We start from the raw sequence: 22,547 nt of genomic DNA, 5'->3' as shown, positions 1-22,547 counted from the left end.
GCGGCAGGCGGGCTGCGCGGTCAGATCAGCGACGCGCGCGGGTGGTCGGCCACCACGTATGCCGATGCCTGCTTCGTGCCGTCCGGTTTCGTCTGCAGGTAGACGCCCTGAATCTCCGGTTCGAAACCCGGCAGCGCGTTGATCCCGGCTTCGAGCGCGCGGAAGTAGTCGAGCGCCGGGCCGCCCCACGCTTCGCCGGGCACCACGCAGAAGATGCCGGGCGGATAGGGCAGCGCACCTTCGGTCGCGATCCGGCCTTCGATGCGATCGAGCGTGACGAGCTCGACGTTGTTGCGGATCAGCTCGGCATTCGCGGCCTGCGGCAGCATCGCCTGCTTCGGGAACTGCGCGCGCCGAAACATCTGCTTCTGCAGATGCTTCATGTCGTGGCTGCGGTAGAAATCGTGCATGCGCTGGCACAACTGCCGCAGGCGCATGCTGCCGTACAGCTCCGGATACGCTTCGCACAACGACGGGATCGCTTCGCGCAGCGGCGTGTCCTGGTCGAGATGGCGTTCGAACTGCGCGAGGTGCGCGACCAGATGCTGCAGCTTGCCGAAGCTTTCCGATGGCGTGAGCAGGAACAGGATCGTGTACAGGTCGGCCTTCTCGGGCACGACGCCGTGCTCGCGCAGGTAGCGCGCGAGGATCGGCGCCGGCGCGCCGAACGGCGCGTACTCGTGCGTGTCGCGATCGATGCCGGGCGTCGTCAGCAGCAGCTTGCACGGATCGACGAAGTACTGGTCGTTCGCATAGCCTTCGAAGCCGTGCCACGTGTCGGCCGGATGGAAGCGGAAGAAGCGCAGGTCGTCGACGATCTGCTCGGTCGGGTAGTCGGCCCACGGGCGCCCGTCGACCTGCTGCGGAACGAACGGGCGGATCTGGCGGCAGGTCTTCAGCAGCAGCTTGCGTGCATCGACGCCGTGCGCGACGCAGTCGCGCCACAGTCGTTTGCCGGCCGGGCCCGCATGCATCTGCGCGTTGACGTCGAGTGCCGCGAACATCGGGTAGAACGGGCTCGTCGACGCATGGATCATGTACGCGTTGTTGAAGCGCCGATGATCGCAGAAACGCTTCTGGCCTTCGATGTGGCTGTCCTTCTTGTGAATCTGCGACGTCTGCGAGAAGCCGGCCTGCTGCTTGTGCACCGACTGCGTGACGAAGATGCCGGGATCGTCGGGGCCGAGCGTCAGCATCAGCGGCGAGCAGTCCTGCATCATCGGGATGAACTGTTCGTAGCCGACCCACGCAGAGTCGAACAGGATGTAGTCGCACAGATGCCCGATCCGGTCGACGATCTCGCGTGCGTTGTAGATCGTGCCGTCGTAGGTGCCGAGCTGGATCACCGCGAGCCGGAACGGGCGCGGCAGGTCGGCGCGCTCGGGTGCGACGTCGCGGATCGCGTCGCGAATGCGCGCTTCGCCGAGCGCCGCGCTGTCGACGCCGCCGATGAGGCCCCACGCGTTGCGCGCGGTTTCGAGGTAGACGGGCCGCGCGCCGGACACCACGAGCGCGCCGAGGTGCACCGACTTGTGGTTGTTGCGATCGAACAGCACGAGATCGTCGGGCGCGAGCAGCGCGCTCGTGACGACCTTGTTCGACGTCGACGTGCCGTTCAGCACGAACCAGGTCTTGTCGGCGTTGTAGATTCGCGCGGCGTTGCGCTGCGCTTCCAGCGCGGGGCCTTCGTGGATCAGCAGGTCGCCGAGCCGGACGTCCGCGTTGCAGAGGTCGGCGCGAAACAGCGTCTCGCCGAAGAAGTCGACGAACATCCGGCCGAGCGGATGATTCGAGAAGAACTGGCCGCCCTGGTGGCCGGGGCAGTCGAACTCGACGTAGCCGCGCTGCACGTATTCGCGCATGACCTTGAAGAACGGCGGCAGCAGGTTCTCGCTGTAGATATCGGCGGCGGCTGAAATCTGCCGGCCGTAATAGTGGCGGCTGCCGCGCCCGAGCTGGATCACGCCGCTCGCGCTCGGCAGGACCGACGGCGGCACTTCCTGGTCGGGCTCGACCGCGACGAAGAACGGAATCGCGAAGCCGGTTCTTTCGACCGTTTTCAGGATTTTCTGCGCCGCATCGATTCCGACGACGATTGCCGCGATATTCGTGAAATCGGTCTGAAATACGTCGACCTGTTCGTGCGTGGTGAGAAAGGCGCCAATCAGCGCCGGCTCGACTGCGATTTTCAACAGGCTCACGCGAACTCTCCGGTAAATGTGCGGAAACGGGAGCCGAATTCGTGCCGATACGTAATTCGACACGCGCTGCAGCCGATTGAAACGCTTCCGCGAATGCTGAATGCCGATGCGCGCCGCGGAAGCAGCTTTGCGCAGCGAGGCACGGCTGCCGCCGGTCAGTGCGCGACGCAGCCGATCGTAGCAACAAAATCCGGCGAATTCAATCGACCGGAAACGGCAATTTCATTGAAAGATGAGAAGGATCAAACAAGCGGGAATTGGCGTGCTGCGGTGCACATAAAAATGATCCAATTATGAAATCCGATTTGAAAGGGATCGACGGTTTCGCCGAATCGTCGGCTTTTCATCGAAAGGCATCCATGGCATAGTCGGCATCCGAATCGGATGGCGAATCAAACCGGAATGACGAGCGTCTCATGTCGCCAACCGTGGCCTGCTGTCCGCGTGCTCGTGAGACGAACAACACCAACGAAGCATCGGAACAGCGAGGGCAACATCATGAATACATCCGCCGGCGGCATTCGTCGTCTCGGCATGCGTGCGCTGCTGGTCGACGACGAAATCACGCAGGAAACGGCGACCGGACGCGCGGTCCGCACACTGAGCGCGGAACTCGCGCAACGCGACATCGACGTGCTCACGGCGACATCCGCCGACGATGCGATCATGCTGATCCGTTCCGATCCGTCGATCCAGTGCGTGCTGCTCGACTGGGATCTCGGCGTGGACGGCCACGGGCCGTCCGAGGCGGTGGTCGAAGCGATCCGGCATCGCAATGCCAACGTGCCGATCTTCCTGCTGGCCGACCGCAGCGTCGCGTCGTCGGTGCCGTCCGCGGTCATGGGCCAGGTCGACGATTTCGTGTGGCTGCTCGAGGATACGGCCGATTTCATCGGCGGGCGCATCCACGCGGCGATCGAACGCTATCGCTCGACCGTGCTGCCGCCGATGTTCGGCGCGCTCGCGAAGTTCTCTCGCGTCTACGAATACTCGTGGCATACGCCCGGCCACACGGGCGGCACGGGCTTCCTGAAGTCGCCGGTCGGCCGCGCGTTCTTCGAATACTTCGGCGAATCGCTGTTCCGCTCCGACCTGTCGATCTCGGTCGGCGAACTCGGCTCGCTGCTCGACCACTCGGGCCCGATCGGCGAAAGCGAGCGCTACGCGGCACGCGTGTTCGGCGCGCATCGCACGTATCATGTGACGAACGGTTCGTCGACGTCGAACCGCATCATCCTGATGGCGAGCGTGAGCCGCGACCAGATCGCGCTGTGCGACCGCAACTGCCACAAGTCGGCCGAGCATGCGATGACGATGTCGGGCGCGATTCCGACTTACCTGGTACCGACGCGCAACCGCTACGGGATCATCGGGCCGATCGCGTCCGAGCGTCTCACGCAGGCGGCGATCCGCGAGGCGATCGCATCGAACCCGCTCGCGGCTGGGCTTGCCGACCGCCAGCCGAAGCATGCGATCGTCACGAACTCGACTTACGACGGCCTCTGCTACAACGTCGCCCGTGTCGAGGAGCTGCTCGGCGCGAGCGTCGACCGCCTGCACTTCGACGAAGCGTGGTACGGCTACGCGCGCTTCAATCCGATCTACCGCGACCGCCATGCGATGCACGGCGATCCGCGCGACCATCGTGCGGACCGGCCCACGGTGTTCGCGACGCAGTCGACGCACAAGCTGCTGACCGCGCTGTCGCAAGCGTCGTACATCCACGTGCGCGACGGCCGCAGCCCGATTCCGCATGGTCAGTTTAACGAAACGTTCATGATGCACGCGTCGACGTCGCCGAACTACGCGATCATCGCGTCGAACGACGTCGCGGCCGCGATGATGGACGGCCCCGGCGGCGAAGCGCTGACGCACGAGTCGATCGAGGAGGCCGTCGCATTCCGGCAGATGATCGCGCGGATGAACAACGAGTTCGACGCGAAGGGCGACTGGTTCTTCGAATGCTGGCAGCCCGACACCGTGCTCGAGGCACGCACGGGCCGCACGCTGCCGTTCCACGAAGCGCCGCCCGAGCTGCTCGCGAGCGATCCGTCGTGCTGGGTGCTGCGCCCCGGCGCGCAATGGCACGGCTTCGGCAATATCGAGGACGGCTACTGCATGCTCGATCCGATCAAGGTATCGATCGTCACGCCGGGCGTCGCACCGGCCGGCGGCCTGATGCCGGTCGGCATTCCGGCGAGCGTCGTCACCGCCTATCTCGATGCGCGCGGGATCGTCGTCGAGAAGACGACCGACTTCACGATCCTGTTCCTGTTCTCGATCGGCATCACGAAGGGCAAGTGGGGCTCGCTCGTCAGCGCGCTGTGCGACTTCAAGCGCGACTACGACGCGAACCTGCCGCTCGACATGGCGATTCCGTCGCTCGCGAAGGAACACGGCGCGCGCTATGCGGGCATGGGGCTGAAGGACCTGGCCGACACGATGTTCGCAGCGATGGAGCAGCTCGGCACGACGCGGCTGATGTCGGAGGCGTTTTCGATCCTGCCGAAGCCGGAGATGAGCCCGGTGCGCGCGTACGAGCATCTCGTGCAGGGCCGCGTCGAGCAGGTCACGCTCGACGAGCTGGCCGGGCGCACGGTCGCCACCGGCGTCGTGCCGTATCCGCCGGGCATTCCGCTGCTGATGCCGGGCGAGAACGCGGGGCCGGCCGGCGGCCCGGTGCTCGGCTACCTGAAGGCGCTCGAAGCGTACGACCGTCGCTTTCCGGGCTTCGCGCACGATACGCACGGGGTGGAAGTCGAGGACGGCACGTACCGCGTGTACTGCCTGACGGCCTGAACGAGAGGCCGGACGCACGAGCGACCGGCCGCGCGGCGGCATCACATCGAAGGATCGAGATCATGGAAAACGCAGCGCGCATGTCCGCCGCGGCCCCGGCGGCCGCGGCGAAGAACCGGATGAACGTCTGGCAGCTCACCATCCTCACGGCGGTCAACATGATGGGCTCCGGCATCATCCTGCTGCCGTCGAAGCTCGCGCAAGTCGGCACGATCTCGCTGCTGTCGTGGATCGTCACGGCCGGCGGCTCGCTCGCGCTGGCCTATGCGTTCGCGCGCTGCGGGATGTTGAGCCGCAAGCCGGGCGGGATGGGCGGCTACGCGGAATACGCGTTCGGCAAGGCCGGCAACTACATGGCGAACTACACGTACGGGCTGTCGCTCGTGATCGCCAACGTCGCGATCGGCGTCACGGCGGTCGGCTACGGCACCGTGCTGTTCGGCGCGACGCTGTCGCCGCTGCAGACGGGTCTGTGGACGATCTTCCTGCTCGTGCTCACGACGGTCGCGAATTTCGGCGGCTCGCGCATCACCGGCCGGATCGGCGCGGTGACCGTGTGGGGCGTGATCATTCCGGTCGTCATCGTGTCGCTGATCGGCTGGTTCTGGTTCAGCGGCGCAACCTGGGGCGCTGCGTGGAATCCGCACGACATGCCGTTCGGGCCGGCCGTCGGCAGTTCGATCGCGGTGACGCTGTGGGCGTTCCTCGGGCTCGAATCGGCGTGCGCGAACTCGGATGCGGTGGAGAACCCGGAGCGCAACGTGCCGATCGCCGTGCTCGGCGGCACGATCGCCTCGGCGATCTTCTACATCGTATCGACCAACGTGATCGCGGGGATCGTGCCGAATGCGATCCTCGCGAAGTCGAACGCGCCGTTCGGCATCGCGTTCGCGACGATGTTCACGCCGACGGTCGGCACGATCGTCACCGCGCTGATGGTGATCGCGTGCATCGGCTCGCTGCTCGGCTGGCAGTTCACGGTCGCGCAGGTGTTCAAGAGTTCGGCGGACGTCGGCTACTTCCTGCCGGTGTTCGCGCGTGCGACGCGCACCGGCACGCCGATCGTCGGCATGGTGATCCTGCTCGTCGCGCAGGTCGCGCTGGCGCTGATGACGATCAGCCCGGAGCTGAGCAGCCAGTTCCAGAAGATCGTCGATCTCGCGGTCGTCACGAACCTCGTGCCGTACGTGATGTCGATGGCCGCGCTGATCACGATCCAGAAGGTCGCGAAGGTGCCGCCGGCCAAGGCGCTGCTGACGAACGTGATTGCGATGGTCGCCACCGCGTACAGCTTCTATGCGCTCGTCAGCTCGGGCGAGCAGGCGCTGATGCTCGGCGGCCTGTGCGTGTTCCTGGGCTGGACGCTGTTCGGCTTCGTCAGCGCGCGCTTCTATCAGATGGAAGTCGACGCGCACGTGAAGGAGCCGGGGAAGTCGCTGCAGGCGTGAGGGCGGGCGCAATCCGTATCGCCGGAGGTCGGTTGCCGAAGCCGCGTGTGTTCATCGACGCGATGAGCGAAAATCGGCTTTCGCGCGACCGACAGGAGACGGCGACATGACGCAACAGGATGAAGCGGTGCGCACGCGATGCGTCGCATGGCAGATCGTGCAGGCGTGGCAGGCGGCCGAATGGTGCCGGCTCGCGGAGACGCGAACGGGAATCGATCTGTCGGGTTCGGTATCGGGCGCGATCGACGGCACGCCGTTTCGCATCGACTATGCGATCGCTTGCGGTGCCGACTGGCTCACGCGCTCGGCGCGCGTGACACGCTGGCTCGGCACGTTGCCGCCGCAACGGTTGGACCTCGGATGCGACGACGGGCGTTGGACGATCGACGGCGTCGACGCGCCGCTGCTCGCGGGCGCGACCGACATCGACCTCGGTTTCAGCCCGTCGACCAATACGCTGCCGATCCGGCGGCTGGCGCTGGCCGTCGGCGACGCCGCGACGATCCATACCGCATGGCTGCGCTTTCCGGATTTCGCCATCGTGCGCGGCGAGCAGCGTTATACGCATACGGCGCCACACGCGTATCGCTACGAGAGCGGCACCTATGCGGCCGATATCGCGATCGACGAAGCCGGCCTCGTCATCGACTACGACGAATGGCGGCGCATCGGCGCGGCGCTTGCCCCATAACGAGTCGCGTCGCGTCGTGCTTCGGCAGCGCATCAGCGCGCGTTGGCGACCGTCAGCTTGCCCGGAATCAGCTTCAGCGTGCTGAACGTGTCGGCGATGTTCTGCTGATACGCGACCGTCGCGTCGGTGACGGACTGCACGCCGTAGCCGGCGCGCTTGAGCGCGACTTCGAGCGTCGGCGCGTCGAGGCCGACGAGCGGTGACAGTTGCGCGGCGACGTCGGGCGTGTGGTCGCGGGCCCAGCGATCGACCGCGTCGACTTCGTCGAGCAGCGCGCGCAGCACCTGCGGGTGAGCGGCCGCGTACTTGCGCGCGGCGAGGTAGTACTGCGTGTTGCGCACGAGCCCTTCGCCGTTCGCGATCACGCGCGCGCCGAGCTGCCGTTCGGCGGCCGCCAGATACGGATCCCAGATCACCCACGCATCGACGCTGCGCTGCACGAACGCGGCGCGCGCGTCGGCGGGCGTCAGGTAGATCGGCTGGATGTCCGCATACGCGAGGCCCGCGTGTTCGAGCGCCTTCACGAGCAGGTAGTGGACGTTCGAGCCCTTGTTGAACGCGACCTTCTTGCCGCGCAACTGCGCGACGCTGCGGATCGGCGAATCGGGCAGCACGACGATCGCTTCGCCCTGCGGCGCGGGCGGCTCGTTGCCGATATAGACGAAATCGACACCGGCCGCCTGCGCGAAGATCGGCGGCGTTTCGCCGACCGTGCCGACGTCGATCGCGCCGGCGTTCAGCCCTTCGAGCAGTTGCGGGCCGGCCGGGAATTCGAGCCATTGCACCGCGACGCCCTGGCTCGCGAGGCGCTTCTCGAGCGTGCCGCGGGCCTTCAGCACGACGAAGTTGCCGTATTTCTGGAACCCGATGCGCAGCCGCGTGCCGTTGTCCTGGGCCCGTGCGGGCAGGGTCGCGAGCGGCCCGAGCGCGAGTCCGGCAAGCCCGGCGGCCGCGCCGTGCAGCCATTGGCGGCGGCGCGGGTTCGCCGGGGTCGTTTCAACGTCTGCGTGCGGTGTGTCGCTCATCGGGGTGTCCTGCGTGCGGGTTCACGGGGCGCGCGCAAAGGCGACGCGGCCGGCGCAGGACGGGGTCGGATGCGGGCGATGCTCGCAACGGGCCGGCCCGCGCCGGATTCAGGACGATACGGCCGCGCGGGCCGGCGGCCAACCAATGAATGCGCATATGCAAATCAGCGGCGCTCAGGCTGCGTCGGCGGCGCTTTCCTCGATCGAATCGACGCGGTCCGGATAGAACGCGAGGTGCCCGCGAATCGCTTCGACGGCCGGGTACGGATGCTCGTAGGTCCACACCGCGTTGGTCGCGCGTGCGCCGCCGGCCGGGATCGAGTAGTACGCGCAGTCGCCCTTGTACGGGCAGTATGTCGCGTGGTCGGTGCGTCGCAGCAGCGACATGTCGGCGTCTTCGCGCGGGATGTAGAGAACGGCCGGATAGCTGGCCTCGCGCAGCGCCAGCGCGCGGCGCGTATCGGCGACGACCTTGCCGGCCACCGTGACCACCACGCGCCACGGATGCGGCTCGATCGCGATCGGATGATCGGGCCCCGGCGACTTCACGGGACGAGAGGGCGTATCGGAGCTGATCGACATCGTGGGTCCTCCAGGAACTGGCGGCGTGGCGTCGCCGGGCGGATCCCGGCGCGCCTCTGCCGGCGTTTGCCAGCCGATACGATGCGCCAATTCCGGAGAATCTGCAGGGGGCCGGAAGGCGGTGGCGAGGCAAGGCTGCCGGGCGATATCCCGGCGCTTGCGCGGACATATTCATGCACTGGCAGCGGGATGCACCCGCGGCGATAAGCAACGCCGAATTAATTGGTAAGCGATCGGCGGGAGGCGCGCGAAGATCGGCCGTCGTCATTCGCATGACTCATTCCTCCTTTCCGCCACCATGAAGCATTCTTTCGTTTCGTCAGCCGTGCGCCGCGCACGTCGCGCACCGCATGCCGTTGTCGCACTCCGTTGCATGGCCGCGTCGCTGCTGCTCGCCGGCGCGGCCATGCAGGCGCTCGCCGCGCCGGCCGGCAAGACGCTCGTGTACTGCAGCGAAGGCAGCCCGGCCGGCTTCGATCCGGGCCAGCACACGACGAGCACCGATTTCGACGCGAGCACGTACACGATCTACAACGGGCTCGTGCAGTTCAGGCGCGGCACGCTCGATCTCGAACCGTCGCTCGCGACGAGCTGGGACGTGTCGCCCGATCAGCGCACGATTACGTTCCACCTGCGGCATGGCGTGAAATTCCAGACGACTGCATGGTTCAAGCCGACGCGGCCGTTCCAGGCCGACGACGTCGTGTTTACGTTCCGCCGGATGCTCGATCCCGACGATCCATTCCGCAAGGCTTACCCGGTCAGCTTCCCGTACTTCAGCGATCTCGGCTTCGACCGCAACGTCGAGCGCATCGAGAAGGTCGACGACTACACGGTGCGCTTCGTGCTGAAGACGCCCGACGTCGTGTTCGTGCGCAACCTCGCGATGGCGTTCGCGTCGGTGCTGTCGGCCGAATATGCGTCGCAGCTCGCGGCGCGCCATCGCGAGGCCGACATCAACCAGTTCCCGGTCGGCACCGGGCCGTTCCTGCTGCGCACGTATCAGAAAGATGCGCTGATCCGCTACGAAGCGAACCCCGACTACTGGAAGCCGGACGACGTGAAGCTTGCGCGCCTCGTGTTCGCGATCACGCCCGACCCGGCCGCGCGCCTGCAGAAGCTGGTGGCCGGCGAGTGCCAGGTATCGGCGTTCCCGCGGCCGGCCGATCTCGACACGGTGCGGCGCGACCCGAAGCTGGAGCTGTTCTCGGGAACGGGTTTCAACGTCGGTTTCGTCGCGTACAACACGCAGCATGCGCCGCTCGATCGCGTCGACGTGCGGCGCGCGCTCGACATCGCGATCGACAAGACGGCGATCGTGAAGACCGTCTTCAACGGCGACGCGAAGATCGCGACGAACCCGATGCCGCCCGCACAATGGTCGTACAACCCGCGTCTGAAGGATGCGCCGCGCGATCCGGCCGCCGCGAAGGCGCTGCTCGCGCAGGCCGGTTTCCCGAACGGCTTCGACCTGACGCTGTGGGCGATGCCGGTGCAGCGCCCGTACAACCCGAATGCGCAGTTGATGGCGCAACTGATCCAGCAGGACTGGGCGAAGATCGGCGTGCGCGCGAAGATCGTCAGCTACGAGTGGGGCGAATACAACCGCCGCGCGAAGCACGACGGGCAGCACGATGCGATCCTGTACGGCTGGTCGGGCGACAACGGCGACCCCGACAACTGGCTCGGCACGCTGCTCGGCTGCGACGCGGTGCACGGCAGCAACCTCGCGAAGTGGTGCAATCAGGATTTCGAAAAGCTGGTGAGCGCGGCGCGCTCGAATGCGGACGTCGCGAAGCGCACGGCGCTGTACGAACAGGCGCAGGTGGTGTTCAAGGACCAGGTGCCGTTCACGCCGATCGCGACGTCGATCGTGTCGCTGCCGGTGTCGAAACGTGTGCACGGGCTGACGTTCTCGCCGCTCGGCGGGCACCGGTTCGACGGCGTGTGGCTGGATTGACGGAGATCGATGGACGAAGGGCCGGCGCGCTTGCGCGCGCCGGTGTCGGTTGCGATCAGTTGAGCGCGACGGCCGCCGCCGTTTCGACCGGCGAGCCTTCGAGTGCGACCGATGGCCGGCCGTCGGGGCCGACCGGAACGTCGCCGGTGAGCGTCGTACGGTAGAGCTGGCGGTCGAAGTCGAGATCGAAGATGTCGACCGGCGCGAGGTGCGCGGTCGCGCGGTTGTCCCAGAACGCGATGCTGCGCGGTTCCCATTTGAAGCGGATCGTGAATTCCGGCCGCGTCACATGTTCCCACAGCAGTTCGAGCAGCGCCTGGCTCTCGCGCGGCGTCAGCCCGACGATCGATTTCAGGAAGCTCGGACTCACGTACAGCGCACGTTCGCCGGTCTCCGGATGCACGCGCACGAGCGGATGTTCGGTCACGAGCGGGCGGCGTTCGACCGCGTCGTCGAACGCGCCGGTGGCGCGCGCACCGGCCGGCGGCGTGAAGCGGTGGATGCCGCGCAAGCCGTCGACGAAACCGCGCAGCGGCTCGGACAGCGTTTCATACGCGCGTACGAGATTGGTCCAGTGCGTGTCGCCGCCGTACGGCGGGATCGTCACGCCGCGCAGGATCGACGCCCACGGCGGGTTCACGGCGGCCGTCACGTCGGTGTGCCAGCCCGTCCACGGCCGGCGCACCGGTTCGCCTTCGAAGCGCGTCGCCTTGCGGTGCTTCGCGATCGAATAGACGGCCGGGTGACCATCGACGTGCCCGAACACCGGATGGCCGACCGTCGGCTCGCCGAACTGCGCGGAGAACGCGACGTGCTGGTCGTGCGTGAGGAATTGTTCGCGGAAGAAAATGACGCGCCATTTCAGCAGCGCGGTGCGGATGGCCGCGATCTGCGGTGTGGTCAACGGTTGCGTGAGGTCGACGCCGCGTATTTCCGCGCCGATATGGGCGGACAGCGGGATCACGTCGACCGGCTGGGCGGCGGGTTCGGGTAGGGCGCTCATGCGACGCTCCTGGCGGAAGTGAACGGGGCGGATGGCCGACATCGTTGCGCGTGCAAGCGTCGATGCGGTGGCGGGAGGTTCATGGTGGAATGTCCGGTGGCGAATGGAGCGGAACGCGCGGCGGCGCGCACGGAACGGCGCCGCCGCGGTACGCGGACGTTATTGCAGCGTCGCGCCCGGCCCCTTCAGCACGACGCTCCGGCGGCCGTCGATGCCGACCGGCACGTCGCCGTGAACGGTCGCTCGGCGCACGACGCGGCGCGCAGCGCCGTAGTCGTTGATCGCGTAGTGCTGCGTCGCGCGGTTGTCCCAGATCGCGACGTCGCCTTCCTGCCAGTTCCAGCGCACGGTGTTCTCGAGGCGCGTCACGTGCTCGTGGAAGACCTGCAGCAGGTGCGCGGAGTCCTGCGCCGACAGCCCCTTGAGCCGCTGCACGAAGTGCCCGAGCACGAGCGTGCGTTCGCCGGTTTCCGGATGCACGCGCACGACCGGATGCTCGGTTTCGTAGACGGTCGACGTGAACACTTCGCGGTAGCGCTTCAGCTGCGTGTCGTCGGCATGCACGTGCGTCGACGCGTAGTCGTATGCGTTCGTATGGATCGCCCACAGCGTGTCGGCGAGCGCGCGCAGCGGGTCGGGAAGATGCGCGTACGCGGCGGCCGTGTTGGCCCATACCGTATCGCCGCCGAACGGCGGAATCACGACCGCGCGCAGGATCGAGATCTTCGGGTACGCATCGACGAACGTGATGTCGGTGTGCCACGAATTCGCCCGGGCGCCGTGCGCGGAATCGAGTTCGAGCAGATGCGCGCTGCCGTCGACGGACGGCACGGTCGGGTGCGCGACCGTGTCGCCGAAGCGGCGCGCGAACGCTTCCTGCGCGGTGTCGTCGAGAGGGTGCTGGCCACGGAAGAACAGCACCTTGTGGCGCAGCAGCGCGACCTGGATCGCGTCGAACGTCGCGTCGTCGAGCGTGGCCGACAGCCGGACGCCGGCGATCTCGGCGCCGATCCGGCCGGCAACCTGGCGAAGCTGGAGCGGGGCGGCGGCCGTGCGCGGCGCGGCGTGCGAAGCATGCGAAGACGGGTGGGCGGCGTGCTGGACTTCGGACATCGGGAGTCTCCTGGAGTCGGGTCGGTCGAGTCTCCATTCAAGCAGGGAGCGCGCGGAACCGGAACCGATGAATCGTCACAACCTTAGCGTGCGTGCTGCGATGATCGATATGTGTCGTCATGCTGAGCAATGCGGTCGCGACACGTGTCTACCACGCAAGCCGGAATTCACCGATCCGGTGCGCGTGCGGCGTGTCGATGCGCTTGCCGCCCGCGCCGTCGTCGCGCGGCGGGTCGCCATCGTCGAAATCGGCGAGCACCGTATCGCGCAACCGCGCGAATTCCGGCGAATCGCGCCGGCGCGGCCGCGTCAGCGCGACATCGACGATGCGTTCGATGCGGCCCGGGCGCGGCGCCATCGTGACGACGCGGTCGCCGAGGTAGACGGCTTCGTCGACGTCGTGCGTGACGAGCATCATCGTGATGCGCTCCTGTTCCCAGATGCGCAGCAATTCGTTCTGCATCCGCGCGCGCGTCTGCGCGTCGAGCGCGCCGAACGGCTCGTCGAGCAGCAGCACGCGCGGGCGGTTCACGAGGCCGCGCGCGATCGCGACGCGCTGCGCCATCCCGCCCGACAACTGGTTCGGAAACGCGTGCTCGAAGCCGTTCAGCCCGACGAGCGCGATGTGGTCGGCTACCGCTCGCCGCTTCGCGACGGCGTCGAGCGGCGCGTTGCGCAGCGCGGCGCCGATGTTCTGCTCGACGGTGAGCCATGGGAACAGCCGGTGATCCTGGAACACGATCCCGCGCTGCAGCGACGTGTCGCGCACGCGTTCGTCGCCGGCGCGGATCTCGCCCGAGTAGTCGGTATCGAGCCCCGCGACCAGCCGCAGCAGCGTGGACTTGCCGCAGCCGCTCGCGCCGACGATCGTGACGAATTCGCCGGCGCGCACGTGCAGCGACACGTCGTCGAGCACGGCGAGCGCCGCACCGCGTTGTGCGTAGTGCTTGCTTACATGGAGGATGTCGAGCGAGTCGGAGGCGAGGGTCGTCATGGCGGAGCGAAGAAGGATGCGACAGGGAAGGAGCGTCAGATCAGCGCGACAGGTCGCCGCGCCGGGCCAGCACCTTGCGTTCGATCGCACGCGCGATCGCGTTCAGTGCCCAGCCGGTCACGCCGACGACGATGATCCCGAACAGCACGAGATCCATCCGGAACTGCTCGCTGCCGTCGATCAGCGTGTTGCCGATCCCGCTGCCGGCAACGAGCAGGTATTCGGCGCCGAGCGTCGCGAGCCACGAATAGATCAGGCCGAGATACAGCCCGGTGAAGATCGACGGCAGTGCGGCCGGCAGGATCACGTAGCGGACGAGCTGGAGCCGCGAATAGCGCAGCGCGCGGGCGACGTCGACATACGCGCGCGGCACCGCGTGAATGCCGTCGCACGTGTGCGCGGCGACGGGCAACAGCGCGGCGAGCGACAGGAACACGACCTTGGCGACGTCGCCGAGGCCGAACCACACGGAGATCAGCGGAATCCACGCGAACAGCGAGATCTGCTTGAACGTGTCGAAGCTCGGGCCGACGATGCGCGCGGCGATGCGCGACAGCCCGAGCGCGGTGCCGAGCAGCAGCCCGCCCGTCGCACCGATCGCGAAACCGCAGGCTTCGCGCGCGAGCGACGCGGACAGTGCGCGGCCGAGCGCGCCGCTCGTGACCTGCGACCACGCGGTGTGCAGGACGTCGGCTGGGCCGACGAGCAGCCCGCTTTTCACGACGTGCGCGGAAGCGATCGCCCACCAGAGCGCGAACGCGACGAGCGGCAGCACGAAGCCGCGCCAGTCGGGCGCATGCAGGCGGCGGGCGGCTGTGACGGGCGACGGCGTGGCAGCCGGCGCGAGCGTCGACGTGGCGGAGTGCGGCATCGGGTGGTTTCCTTCGGTTGGTGCGGGCAGGCCGGTTCAGCCGCGGAACGCGGACGGCACGCCGCGGCGCAGGCGCGCTTCGAGTGCGTCGAGCAGCCGGTTGATCAGCAGGCCGACCGCGCCGACCACGACCACGGCCGCCATCACGAGATCGAGCTGGAACAGTTGCCGCCCGTACACGATCAGGTAGCCGAGCCCTTCGGAGGACGCGACGAGCTCGACGACGACGAGCGCGAGCCACGACTTCGTGAACGCGAGCCGCACGCCGGTCGCGAGCGTCGGGATCGCGGCCGGCAGCACGACGTGGACGATGCGTTGCCGGCGCGTGTAGCCGAACCCGCGCGCGACTTCGCCGAGCGCAGGCGGCGTCTGGCGAAACCCCTGCAACGTGCTCATCGTGACGGGGACGAGCGCTGCATGCGCGATCAGCAGGTACTTGAGCGGTTCGCCGACGCCGACGAGCAGCAGCAGGAACGGCAGCCAGCCGAGCACCGGGATCTGCACGAGCGCGTTGAAGCTCGGCAGCACATAGGCTTCCAGCGTGCGCGACAGGCCGAGCGCGACGCCGATCGCGAAACCGAGCAGCGAGCCGGCCGCGAAGTCGACCAGCACGCGCTGCAGGCTGACCAGCGTGTGGCGCGCGAGATCGCCGCTCGTCGCGAGATCGGCGAGCGCGTCGTACACGCGTTCGGGCGGCGGCAGGATCTGCGGTGCGATCCAGCCGCGCGCGCTGCCGACGCTCCACAGCGCGAACAGCAGCGCGGGCAGTACCCACGGCGCGAGCTGCCACGCGAGCCGCTTCACGCCCGCCGCGCGGCGCGGCGGCGCGGCGAGTGCACGCGGCTCGGACGACGGAATCGGGATCGCGGTGTCGCTCATCGGGGCGGGTCCGGGTCAGGAAAGGGGCTTGCCGGCCGCGTCGTAGCGCGGCCAGTAGTTTTCGAGCTTCAGCGTGCGCAGCGCGTTGTCGAGATACTTCGGCTCGAACCAGCCGTCGACGTCGACCGGCTGGCGGATCAGCTTCAGCTTCAGTGCATCCTGCGCGACGGCCTTGTAGCGCGCGACGAGGAACGGATCGATCAGCGGCGACAGGCGATCCTTCAGGCGCTGGTTCGCATAGTCCGCCTGCCACGACGAATACGGGACGCCGCTCTTCGCCCACAGCTTGAACAGCGCATCGCGGTTCGCCTCGTCGGACGACCATTGCGCGCCCTTGACCAGCGCGTTGACGACGCGCTGCACGATGTCCGGATGCGCGCGTTCGAAATCGTCCAGCACGAGCAGGTGGGTCTGGCGCGTGTACTGCGGGCCGTCGTTCTGCGATTCGTAGATGATCTTCGCGAGCCCCGCGTCGCGCAGCTTGTATAGCTGGTAGTCGCCCACCGACGCGTCGATGCCTTTCGACGCGAGCGCGGCGAGCGAGCTCGCGGCGTCGAGGTTGATCACGCGCAGGTCGCGTTCGCCGAGGCCGTTTTTCGCGAGCGCGTTGTCGGCGACGAGCTGCAGGTTCGTGCCGCGGAAGATCGACACGCGGCGGTCCTTCAGATCGGTGATCGAACGGATGCCGGAGTCGGGCGGGACTGCGATCTTCACGCCCGAGCGCACGCTCGCGGCAAGCAGCAGGTGCGTCTTGATCCCGTTCGAACGTGCGAGCACGGCCGGCAGGTCGCCCTGGTACGCGAAGTCGAGTGCCTTGTTGGCGATCGCCTCGTTGACGGCCGGCCCCGCGCCCTTGAAGAACAGCCACTGCACGTTGATGCCGTCGGCCGCGAATTCCTTTTCGACCAGTTGCTGCAATTGCGCGGTGGCGGCGCTCGAGCCGCCGAAGGTCGGCGGATCGCCGGCGCCCTGCTGGGCGACGCCGATGCGGATGGTGGCGGGCTTGTCGGCGTGCGCGGCGGCGGCCGCCAGCGTCATCAGCGTGGCCGCCAGCAGTGATCGCAGCAGGCGCAGCGGAAACGGGAATCGATCGGTCATGGTGCGTCGGGTAGCGTGAAAATGAAATCGGACAGGGAGGCGTCGAGCCATTCTGGTGGACGCTTCCGGCGCGGGACAAACAACGATTTGAACTATGCTTATCGCCGCCTGGCGGGTTGCGGGGCCGGGCGTGCCGTTTCCGCGAACGAAAAGCGGATTCGCATGTATCGCGGAATCGTTCAGGATTCCGATCATGTTGATTGGTGTCGCCTGCTGATCAGGCAAGCGCCGGCTGGAAAATTCCTGAAATGGCTAAATCGCGGATTTGCGGATTCGCCGGCCGATCGGCGTGCGAATCAGGGCGGTGAAATCGGCATCAGTCGGTTCAAAAAACCGATCCGGACCAGTCATATTTGCCGAATTGGCCGGGCGGAGCGTGAACGGATTTCCGGCCGGCATAAGCGAACCACCTCGCGTGAAACGGTGCGCACGGCCCATCCGGCATCCCGAAAAATCGAATGGAAACGGGTTATTCCGCCAGACGGGAAATGACGCATCGCGGCAGTTAACATGCTTACATCGACGTCTGATCCAATCTGAACCATACGGAATGCCGCGACAAAGAATTTCGATAGACCCCCTGCATGAATTTCATCATTGCAGGGTGCTATCCATAAATACATTCCGACGCCAAATTATTTGAAATCGTCTCAAAAATTGTCTATACCCTAGACGAATCAGTGCGGTCGGCGTCGTACCGGCGAGGCTGCACAACAGATGTGCGAATGAAACGATCGATGCCGTCGTTGCATGCTGCGCGTCGCAGTGATCGAGTGGACTTCGGGGAATGCGAACGGCCTCATGCGTGGGCCGTCCGCATGAGTCGCGAATGGGCGAACGCCATATGCAGCCGCCGGACCCATGCAGCGTCTTTACGTTCAACGGTCGATCATCGACCCCGTCACACGGAGGTTGCCATGCTGCAATACGTCAAGTCCCTGCTGCGTGATGAACGTGGCGTCAGCTCGCTCGAATATGCGGTGCTGGCCGGCATCGTCGTGGTCGCGCTGGCAGCGGTCGGCGTGATCCTCAGCAGCACTTCCGGCGGCTTGCCGAGCGTGTTCACGGCGCTGATCACGAAGGTGACGGGCCTGATCTGATCCCCTGAACCCGCGCGCCGCCGACGAACACACGGATCCGCAGCGGTAGAACGTATCCAACCCGGGGGTGCGCCGATGGACGGCTCTCCCATGCTCACTCTCGTGCAGTCGGTGGCCACGGTCGTGCTGGCGTCGCTCGCGGCGCAGGACCTGCGCGACCGGCGCTTGTCCAATCGCGCGGTGCTGGCGTTCGCGATGCTGTATTTCGTCGCGGCGGCGCTCGTGCGCGAAGGGCTCGCGCCGCTGGCCGGCCACCTCGCGACCGCCGCCGCGATGCTGCTGCTGTTCGGCGGCTTGCGCCACGCGGGCTGGATCGGCGGCGGCGACGTCAAGCTGGCGGCGGCGGTATTCCTGTGGGCCGGCCCGACGCTGGCGTTCCCCGTGTTGACGATCGTCGGCGCGGGTGGCGCGTTATGCGGTCTCGCCGCGCTCGCGGCCGTCGCCTGGCAGCGGCGCGCCACGCCCGCCCGCGCGGTCGCCGCGCGCGGCGTGCCGTACGGGCTCGCGCTCGCGCTCGGCGGTGCGCTGGCCGTCTGGGCGCCGTTTCCGCACGCGGTCTCGCTTACCTAGCCGGGGGACGCGCGCCGCCATGCCCAAACCTCTGAGAATGGCCGTGCTGATCATCGCTGCCGGCATCGGCGCATTCATCCTGCGCGAACTGTACGTTGCCGCGTCGACGCCGTCGGCACCCGGCGCACCGGATCAGGCGCGCGTGCGTGTCGCGGCCGCCGATCTGCCGGAAGGGCTGCTGCTGCGCGACAACGATCTCGCATGGAAGCGCATGCCGCGCGCACAGGTGCCGCCGGGCGCATTCGTCGAGTCGCAGCCAGGCGCCGATCTGAAGGGCGCGCTGCTGCGCAACCGCGTCGGCGCCGGCACGCCGATTCGCACGGACAACGTGATTCCGGCCGACGCGCCGGATTTTCTCGCGGCCGCGCTGCAGCCCGGCATGCGCGCGATCTCGGTGCCGGTCGACGACGTGTCGGGCAACGCGGGGCTGATCCAGCCGGGCGACTTTGTCGACGTGGTGCTCACGCAGCAGATCGGCGGCTCGGCGACGTCGCCCGGCACCTTCGAAGCGGAGACGGTCGTGCGGCGCGCGCGCGTGCTTGCGGTCGGCTCGGAATTTCAGCGGGCGAAGACGCCCGCGAGTGCGCCGGACGCGACGGCGCGAGCGCGTACGGTCACGCTCGAGGTCGCGCCGCGCACCGCGCAGGTCGTGCTGGTCGCGACGCGCCTCGGCTCGCTGTCGCTCGCGCTGCGCAGCTTCGCGACCAGCGACCGGCGGCAACCGGCGGGCGGCGACGAGCAGGAGCCGGATACGCAGCCGGTGTGGGCGGGCGACGTGTCGCGTGCGGCCCGCGAGGCCGCGCGCGCGCCGTCCGCCGGGCCGGTGGCCGGCGGCGCACGGCCGACGGGACAGAACAACACGGTCGTGATCTATCGCGGTTCCTCGATCGACGACGGGTCGCGCGGCGGCGGCACCGGCACGCCGGGCCTGCCGCCGCTGCCGTCCGGCCTGCAGGGAATGCCGGCGCTGCCGGGCGGCGGCAATGTCGCGGCGGCGGACGGGACGGCGCAGCCGCCGCGGGCGGCGGTGCCGCAATGACGGATCGACGGAGCGGGCCGGCCGCGCGGCGGCCGGCATTTGACGGGATGACGGGAACACGCATGGTGCGCATCGTTCGTTGGATCGCTCTCTGGTGCCTGGCCGGCCTCGTCGCGCCCGGCGTCGCGTTCGCGCAGGGCACGCGCGCGCCGGACGCCGGCGCGCCGCTGTCGATCGCGACCGGCAAGGGCGAGCTGTTGTCGCTGCCGGAGCCGGCGGTCGCGATGTTCGTTGCCGATCCGACCGTCGCCGACATCCAGGTGCCGTCGCCGCGCACCGTGTTCGTGTTCGGCAAGAAGGCCGGCACGACCACGCTGATCGCGCTCGGCGCGAACCATCGGCCGATCCTGCGCAGGACGGTGATCGTGCAGGTCGACACGGCGTCGCTGCAGGCGGTGCTCGACAGCCGCTTTCCGCAACTGAAGCTGTCGGTGTCCGGCGCGCCGGGCTCGCTGATGGTGTCGGGCAAGGTGCCGGGCGCGGCCGACGCGGACGCCGTGATGCAGTCGCTCGGGCCGTACCTGCACGACAAGGAAAGGATCGTCAACCGGCTGACGCTGTCGCGCCCGATCCAGGTGAACCTGCGCGTGCGGGTGACCGAGGTGAGTCGCAACGTCACGCAGCAGCTCGGCATCAACTGGAGCTCGCTCGGCGCCGCCGGCAACTTCGTCGGCGGGCTGTTCAACGGGCGCACGCTGTTCGACCCGACGAACGGCCTGTTCAACCTGTCGCCGACCGGCGCATTCTCGGTGCTCGGCGGTTTCCGCGCGGGGCGCTGGTCGATCGACGTCGTGCTCGACGCGCTCGATCAGGAAGGGCTGATCACGATGCTCGCGGAGCCGAATCTGACCGCGATGTCGGGCGAGACGGCGAGCTTCCTCGCGGGCGGCGAGATTCCGATCCCGGTTGCGCAGAGCGGCAACACGGGGGTGATCACGGTCGAGTACAAGCCGTTCGGCGTATCGCTCGACTTCACGCCGACCGTGCTCTCCGACAACCGCATCAGCCTGAAGGTGCGGCCGGAAGTGAGCGAGGTCGACGCGAGCAACAGCGTGACGACGGGCAGCATCAGGGTGCCGGCGCTCACCGTGCGACGCGTCGAGACGACGGTCGAGCTGTCGAGCGGGCAGAGCTTCGCGATCGGCGGGCTGCTGCAGAGCCAGACGGCCGACACCGTGTCGCAGATCCCGGGGCTCGGCCGGCTGCCGATCATCGGCCGGCTGTTTTCGTCGAAGAATTTCCAGGACAACAAGACCGAGGTGGTCGTGATCGTTACGCCGTACATCGTGCAGCCGACCGGGCCCGGCCAGCTCGAGCAGGCGATCGACACCGTCGCGCGGCCGAGCAGCGATCTGGAGTTCGCGGTGCAGCGCAACCTCGGGCTCGACCTGCTGTCGGGCGACACGCCGCGCCTCGTCGGCGCCGCGGGCTTCGTGTACTGAACCGGAGGAGCGCCCATGCGAACTCGAACCACCGTCTCCGCACTGCTGCCGCTGGCGCTGGCGGGCTGCATGTCGGCGCCGCCGCCGCTGAACCTGCCCGACGCGCGGTCGATCGGCTTCGACGGCGTGCAGGCGGTGGCGCCCGACTGCGCGAAGCTGATGCAGCCGTCGCATCTCGTCGATGCGGGCTTCGGGCGGCCGGGCGTGCCGTTTGGCTGCGCGACCTACACGAACCTCGCGGCCATGCTCGCGCGACCGCAGGATCTCGTCGCGCCCATGCCGTACGGCGGCGCCGACGCGGAAGTCGCGGCCGGTGCGGTGCGCCGCTACGTCGAGGATCGCGTGAAGCAGCCGACGCCCGGCAGGACGCAGACGACGACCGGCTCGCCCGGCCATTGAACCGATTCCCGAGGCCATCGCGATGTCGCCCATGAACGTCCTCGATCGCCAGAACGCCAAGCGCGCCGCGTCAGCCGGAGCGACGGATCTCGTCGCGGTCGTGTCCGATCCGGGCAGCGAGGACGTGATCCGGCGCGTCGCGCACGATTTGTCGATCACGCGTGCACACCTGCAGACGGGCACCTGCGACGACGCGATCCGGCTGCTGCAGCAGCACGAGCGTTCGCCGCGCCAGCTGGTCATCGACGTGTCGGATTCGGTGCTGCCGGTGTCGGACCTGATGCGGCTCGCCGACGTGTGCGATCCGTCGGTGCGGGTCGTCGCGATCGGCACGCAGAACGACGTCGGGCTGTTTCGCAACCTGCTCGGCATCGGCGTGCAGGACTACATCGTCAAGCCGCTGACCGTCGAGTTGATGCGGCGCGCGCTGACGGCGACGGAATCGGTCGTGCAGGTGCGCACCGGCAAGATCGTCAGCTTCGTCGGCGCACGCGGCGGCGTCGGCACGACGACCATCGCGGTGAGCCTCGCGCGCTGCCTGGCGGGAGAGAAGCGCCGCCGCGTCGCGTATATCGACCTGAACCTGCATGGCGGCGGCGCGAACTCGATGCTCGGGCTGTCCAGCAACAACGGGCTGGTCGAATTGCTGAACATGGAGCAGCGTCCCGACGACGCGCTGTTCGACCGCATGTTCGTCACGAAGGGCGACCGCCTGCACGTGCTGTCGGCCGAGCTTGCGTACGGCGCCGACGTGCCGCTGAGCGACGGGGTGGTCGCGCGCCTGGTCGACATGCTGAAGGACCGCTTCCACTACGTGCTGTTCGACGTCGGCAGCGGCGCCGGCAAGCTGTTCGAGGATGCGCTCGAGGCGTCCGATCTCGTCTACATCGTCGCCGACCGCTCGGTGCACGCCGCGTACGAATCCGCGCGGCTCGCGCGCTTCGTGCAGGAGCTGCCGGGCGAGCGGCTGCTGTCGATTGCGCTGAACAACCCGCTCGCGCCGGTCGCGGGCCGCGTCGAGCCGGCCGATTTCGCGGAGGCATTCGGCGGCGCGTCGCTGCGCGAGTTGCCGCACGAGCCGCAGACGCTGGCGGTTGCCGAGAACCTCGGCGAGCCGATCGAAGTTGCGAAGCGCCACGGCTTCCTGGACGGGATCCGGCTGCTTGCGAACGGCATCACCGGCGAACCGATGGCCGTCGCCGAGCCGTGGTACGCGCGCTTCGTCAAATGGAGGAAAGGATCGTGACGTTCGGTAACCGCAACCGGCCGCCGCCGGACCCCGCGCCGGACCCCGCACCGGCCGCCTCGCCCGCGGTGCCGCGCGCGCCGGCGC

At 67.9% G+C, this 22,547-nt stretch carries 21 protein-coding genes; 12 read left to right on the top strand and 9 right to left on the bottom strand.

The features are described 5' to 3' along the window. Positions 1 to 20: 20 nt before the first annotated feature. Positions 21 to 2,201, bottom strand: a complete 2,181-nt coding sequence (locus ACNQQL_RS19950) for an ornithine decarboxylase (protein ID WP_347065201.1) — start codon at positions 2,199 to 2,201, stop codon at positions 21 to 23. A gap of 93 nt (positions 2,202 to 2,294) precedes the next feature. On the opposite strand from ACNQQL_RS19950, the gene ACNQQL_RS19945 reads away from it, so the two are divergent. The 4 genes from ACNQQL_RS19945 to ACNQQL_RS19930 all read left to right on the top strand — a co-directional run bounded on the left by ACNQQL_RS19945 (position 2,295) and on the right by ACNQQL_RS19930 (position 7,139). Beyond that, positions 2,295 to 2,498, top strand: coding sequence for a hypothetical protein (locus tag ACNQQL_RS19945; protein WP_347065200.1), 204 nt, complete (start codon positions 2,295 to 2,297; stop codon positions 2,496 to 2,498). A gap of 201 nt (positions 2,499 to 2,699) precedes the next feature. Continuing rightward, a complete protein-coding gene (locus ACNQQL_RS19940; protein ID WP_347065199.1) occupies positions 2,700 to 5,000 on the top strand; it encodes an Orn/Lys/Arg decarboxylase N-terminal domain-containing protein in 2,301 nt (766 codons plus the stop codon). Positions 5,001 to 5,062: 62 nt separating this feature from the next. Beyond that, complete coding sequence (gene potE / locus ACNQQL_RS19935; protein WP_347065198.1) at positions 5,063 to 6,448, top strand: putrescine-ornithine antiporter; 1,386 nt, start codon at positions 5,063 to 5,065, stop codon at positions 6,446 to 6,448. 106 nt (positions 6,449 to 6,554) lie between these two features. Then, positions 6,555 to 7,139, top strand: a complete 585-nt coding sequence (locus ACNQQL_RS19930) for a putative glycolipid-binding domain-containing protein (RefSeq protein WP_347065197.1) — start codon at positions 6,555 to 6,557, stop codon at positions 7,137 to 7,139. Positions 7,140 to 7,171: 32 nt separating this feature from the next. Here the strand turns inward: ACNQQL_RS19930 and ACNQQL_RS19925 are convergent, their stop codons facing one another. Continuing rightward, positions 7,172 to 8,164 carry a sulfonate ABC transporter substrate-binding protein gene (locus tag ACNQQL_RS19925; protein ID WP_347065196.1) on the bottom strand — a complete coding sequence of 331 codons (993 nt, stop codon included), beginning with the start codon at positions 8,162 to 8,164 and terminating at the stop codon, positions 7,172 to 7,174. Between the two features lie 174 nt (positions 8,165 to 8,338). Next, positions 8,339 to 8,746: a DUF427 domain-containing protein gene (locus tag ACNQQL_RS19920; RefSeq protein WP_347065195.1), complete on the bottom strand. Its 408-nt coding sequence runs from the start codon at positions 8,744 to 8,746 to the stop codon at positions 8,339 to 8,341. Positions 8,747 to 9,044: 298 nt separating this feature from the next. Here ACNQQL_RS19920 and ACNQQL_RS19915 point away from each other — a divergent pair, with 298 nt between their 5' ends. Beyond that, positions 9,045 to 10,706, top strand: coding sequence for an ABC transporter substrate-binding protein (locus ACNQQL_RS19915; RefSeq protein ID WP_347065194.1), 1,662 nt, complete (start codon positions 9,045 to 9,047; stop codon positions 10,704 to 10,706). A 55-nt stretch (positions 10,707 to 10,761) separates the two neighbouring features. Here the strand turns inward: ACNQQL_RS19915 and ACNQQL_RS19910 are convergent, their stop codons facing one another. The 6 genes from ACNQQL_RS19910 to ACNQQL_RS19885 form a co-directional block, all read right to left on the bottom strand. Further along, positions 10,762 to 11,709, bottom strand: coding sequence for a TauD/TfdA dioxygenase family protein (locus tag ACNQQL_RS19910; protein ID WP_072436466.1), 948 nt, complete (start codon positions 11,707 to 11,709; stop codon positions 10,762 to 10,764). Between the two features lie 159 nt (positions 11,710 to 11,868). Further along, entirely contained in the window at positions 11,869 to 12,822 is a 954-nt protein-coding gene (locus tag ACNQQL_RS19905; RefSeq protein ID WP_347065193.1) for a TauD/TfdA family dioxygenase, read from the bottom strand. A gap of 148 nt (positions 12,823 to 12,970) precedes the next feature. Then, positions 12,971 to 13,816, bottom strand: coding sequence for an ABC transporter ATP-binding protein (locus ACNQQL_RS19900; protein ID WP_347065192.1), 846 nt, complete (start codon positions 13,814 to 13,816; stop codon positions 12,971 to 12,973). A 40-nt stretch (positions 13,817 to 13,856) separates the two neighbouring features. Next, on the bottom strand, positions 13,857 to 14,687 hold the full coding sequence (locus ACNQQL_RS19895) for an ABC transporter permease (RefSeq protein WP_347065191.1): 831 nt from the start codon (positions 14,685 to 14,687) through the stop codon (positions 13,857 to 13,859). Between the two features lie 36 nt (positions 14,688 to 14,723). Next, complete coding sequence (locus ACNQQL_RS19890) at positions 14,724 to 15,566, bottom strand: ABC transporter permease (protein WP_347065190.1); 843 nt, start codon at positions 15,564 to 15,566, stop codon at positions 14,724 to 14,726. 15 nt (positions 15,567 to 15,581) lie between these two features. Next, a complete protein-coding gene (locus ACNQQL_RS19885) occupies positions 15,582 to 16,664 on the bottom strand; it encodes an ABC transporter substrate-binding protein (protein WP_072436471.1) in 1,083 nt (360 codons plus the stop codon). A 15-nt stretch (positions 16,665 to 16,679) separates the two neighbouring features. Here ACNQQL_RS19885 and ACNQQL_RS19880 point away from each other — a divergent pair, with 15 nt between their 5' ends. The 7 genes from ACNQQL_RS19880 (at position 16,680) to ACNQQL_RS19850 (ending at position 22,460) form a co-directional block, all read left to right on the top strand. After that, positions 16,680 to 17,156: a hypothetical protein gene (locus ACNQQL_RS19880; protein ID WP_347065189.1), complete on the top strand. Its 477-nt coding sequence runs from the start codon at positions 16,680 to 16,682 to the stop codon at positions 17,154 to 17,156. A gap of 425 nt (positions 17,157 to 17,581) precedes the next feature. Next, positions 17,582 to 17,764: a Flp family type IVb pilin gene (locus tag ACNQQL_RS19875; RefSeq protein WP_072436472.1), complete on the top strand. Its 183-nt coding sequence runs from the start codon at positions 17,582 to 17,584 to the stop codon at positions 17,762 to 17,764. A 90-nt stretch (positions 17,765 to 17,854) separates the two neighbouring features. Further along, on the top strand, positions 17,855 to 18,334 hold the full coding sequence (locus tag ACNQQL_RS19870) for a prepilin peptidase (RefSeq protein WP_347065188.1): 480 nt from the start codon (positions 17,855 to 17,857) through the stop codon (positions 18,332 to 18,334). Positions 18,335 to 18,353: 19 nt separating this feature from the next. Then, positions 18,354 to 19,373: a Flp pilus assembly protein CpaB gene (gene cpaB, locus ACNQQL_RS19865; protein ID WP_347065187.1), complete on the top strand. Its 1,020-nt coding sequence runs from the start codon at positions 18,354 to 18,356 to the stop codon at positions 19,371 to 19,373. Between the two features lie 62 nt (positions 19,374 to 19,435). Further along, positions 19,436 to 20,815 (top strand): type II and III secretion system protein family protein, encoded by a 1,380-nt coding sequence (locus ACNQQL_RS19860; RefSeq protein WP_347065186.1) that lies wholly within the window; start codon positions 19,436 to 19,438, stop codon positions 20,813 to 20,815. 15 nt (positions 20,816 to 20,830) lie between these two features. After that, the gene (locus tag ACNQQL_RS19855) at positions 20,831 to 21,214 is read left to right on the top strand and encodes a CpaD family pilus assembly lipoprotein (RefSeq protein WP_347065185.1); all 384 of its coding nucleotides are present in this window, start codon (positions 20,831 to 20,833) and stop codon (positions 21,212 to 21,214) included. Between the two features lie 22 nt (positions 21,215 to 21,236). Then, positions 21,237 to 22,460 (top strand): AAA family ATPase, encoded by a 1,224-nt coding sequence (locus ACNQQL_RS19850; protein WP_347065184.1) that lies wholly within the window; start codon positions 21,237 to 21,239, stop codon positions 22,458 to 22,460. Positions 22,461 to 22,547: the final 87 nt, after the last annotated feature.

The sequence above is a fragment of the Burkholderia sp. LFS061 genome, assembly GCF_047978125.1.
GTDB classification, from domain to species: domain Bacteria; phylum Pseudomonadota; class Gammaproteobacteria; order Burkholderiales; family Burkholderiaceae; genus Burkholderia; species Burkholderia pyrrocinia_C.
The sequence above is the reverse complement of the archived record's forward strand: the minus strand, read 5'-3'. Positions and strand labels throughout refer to the sequence as shown.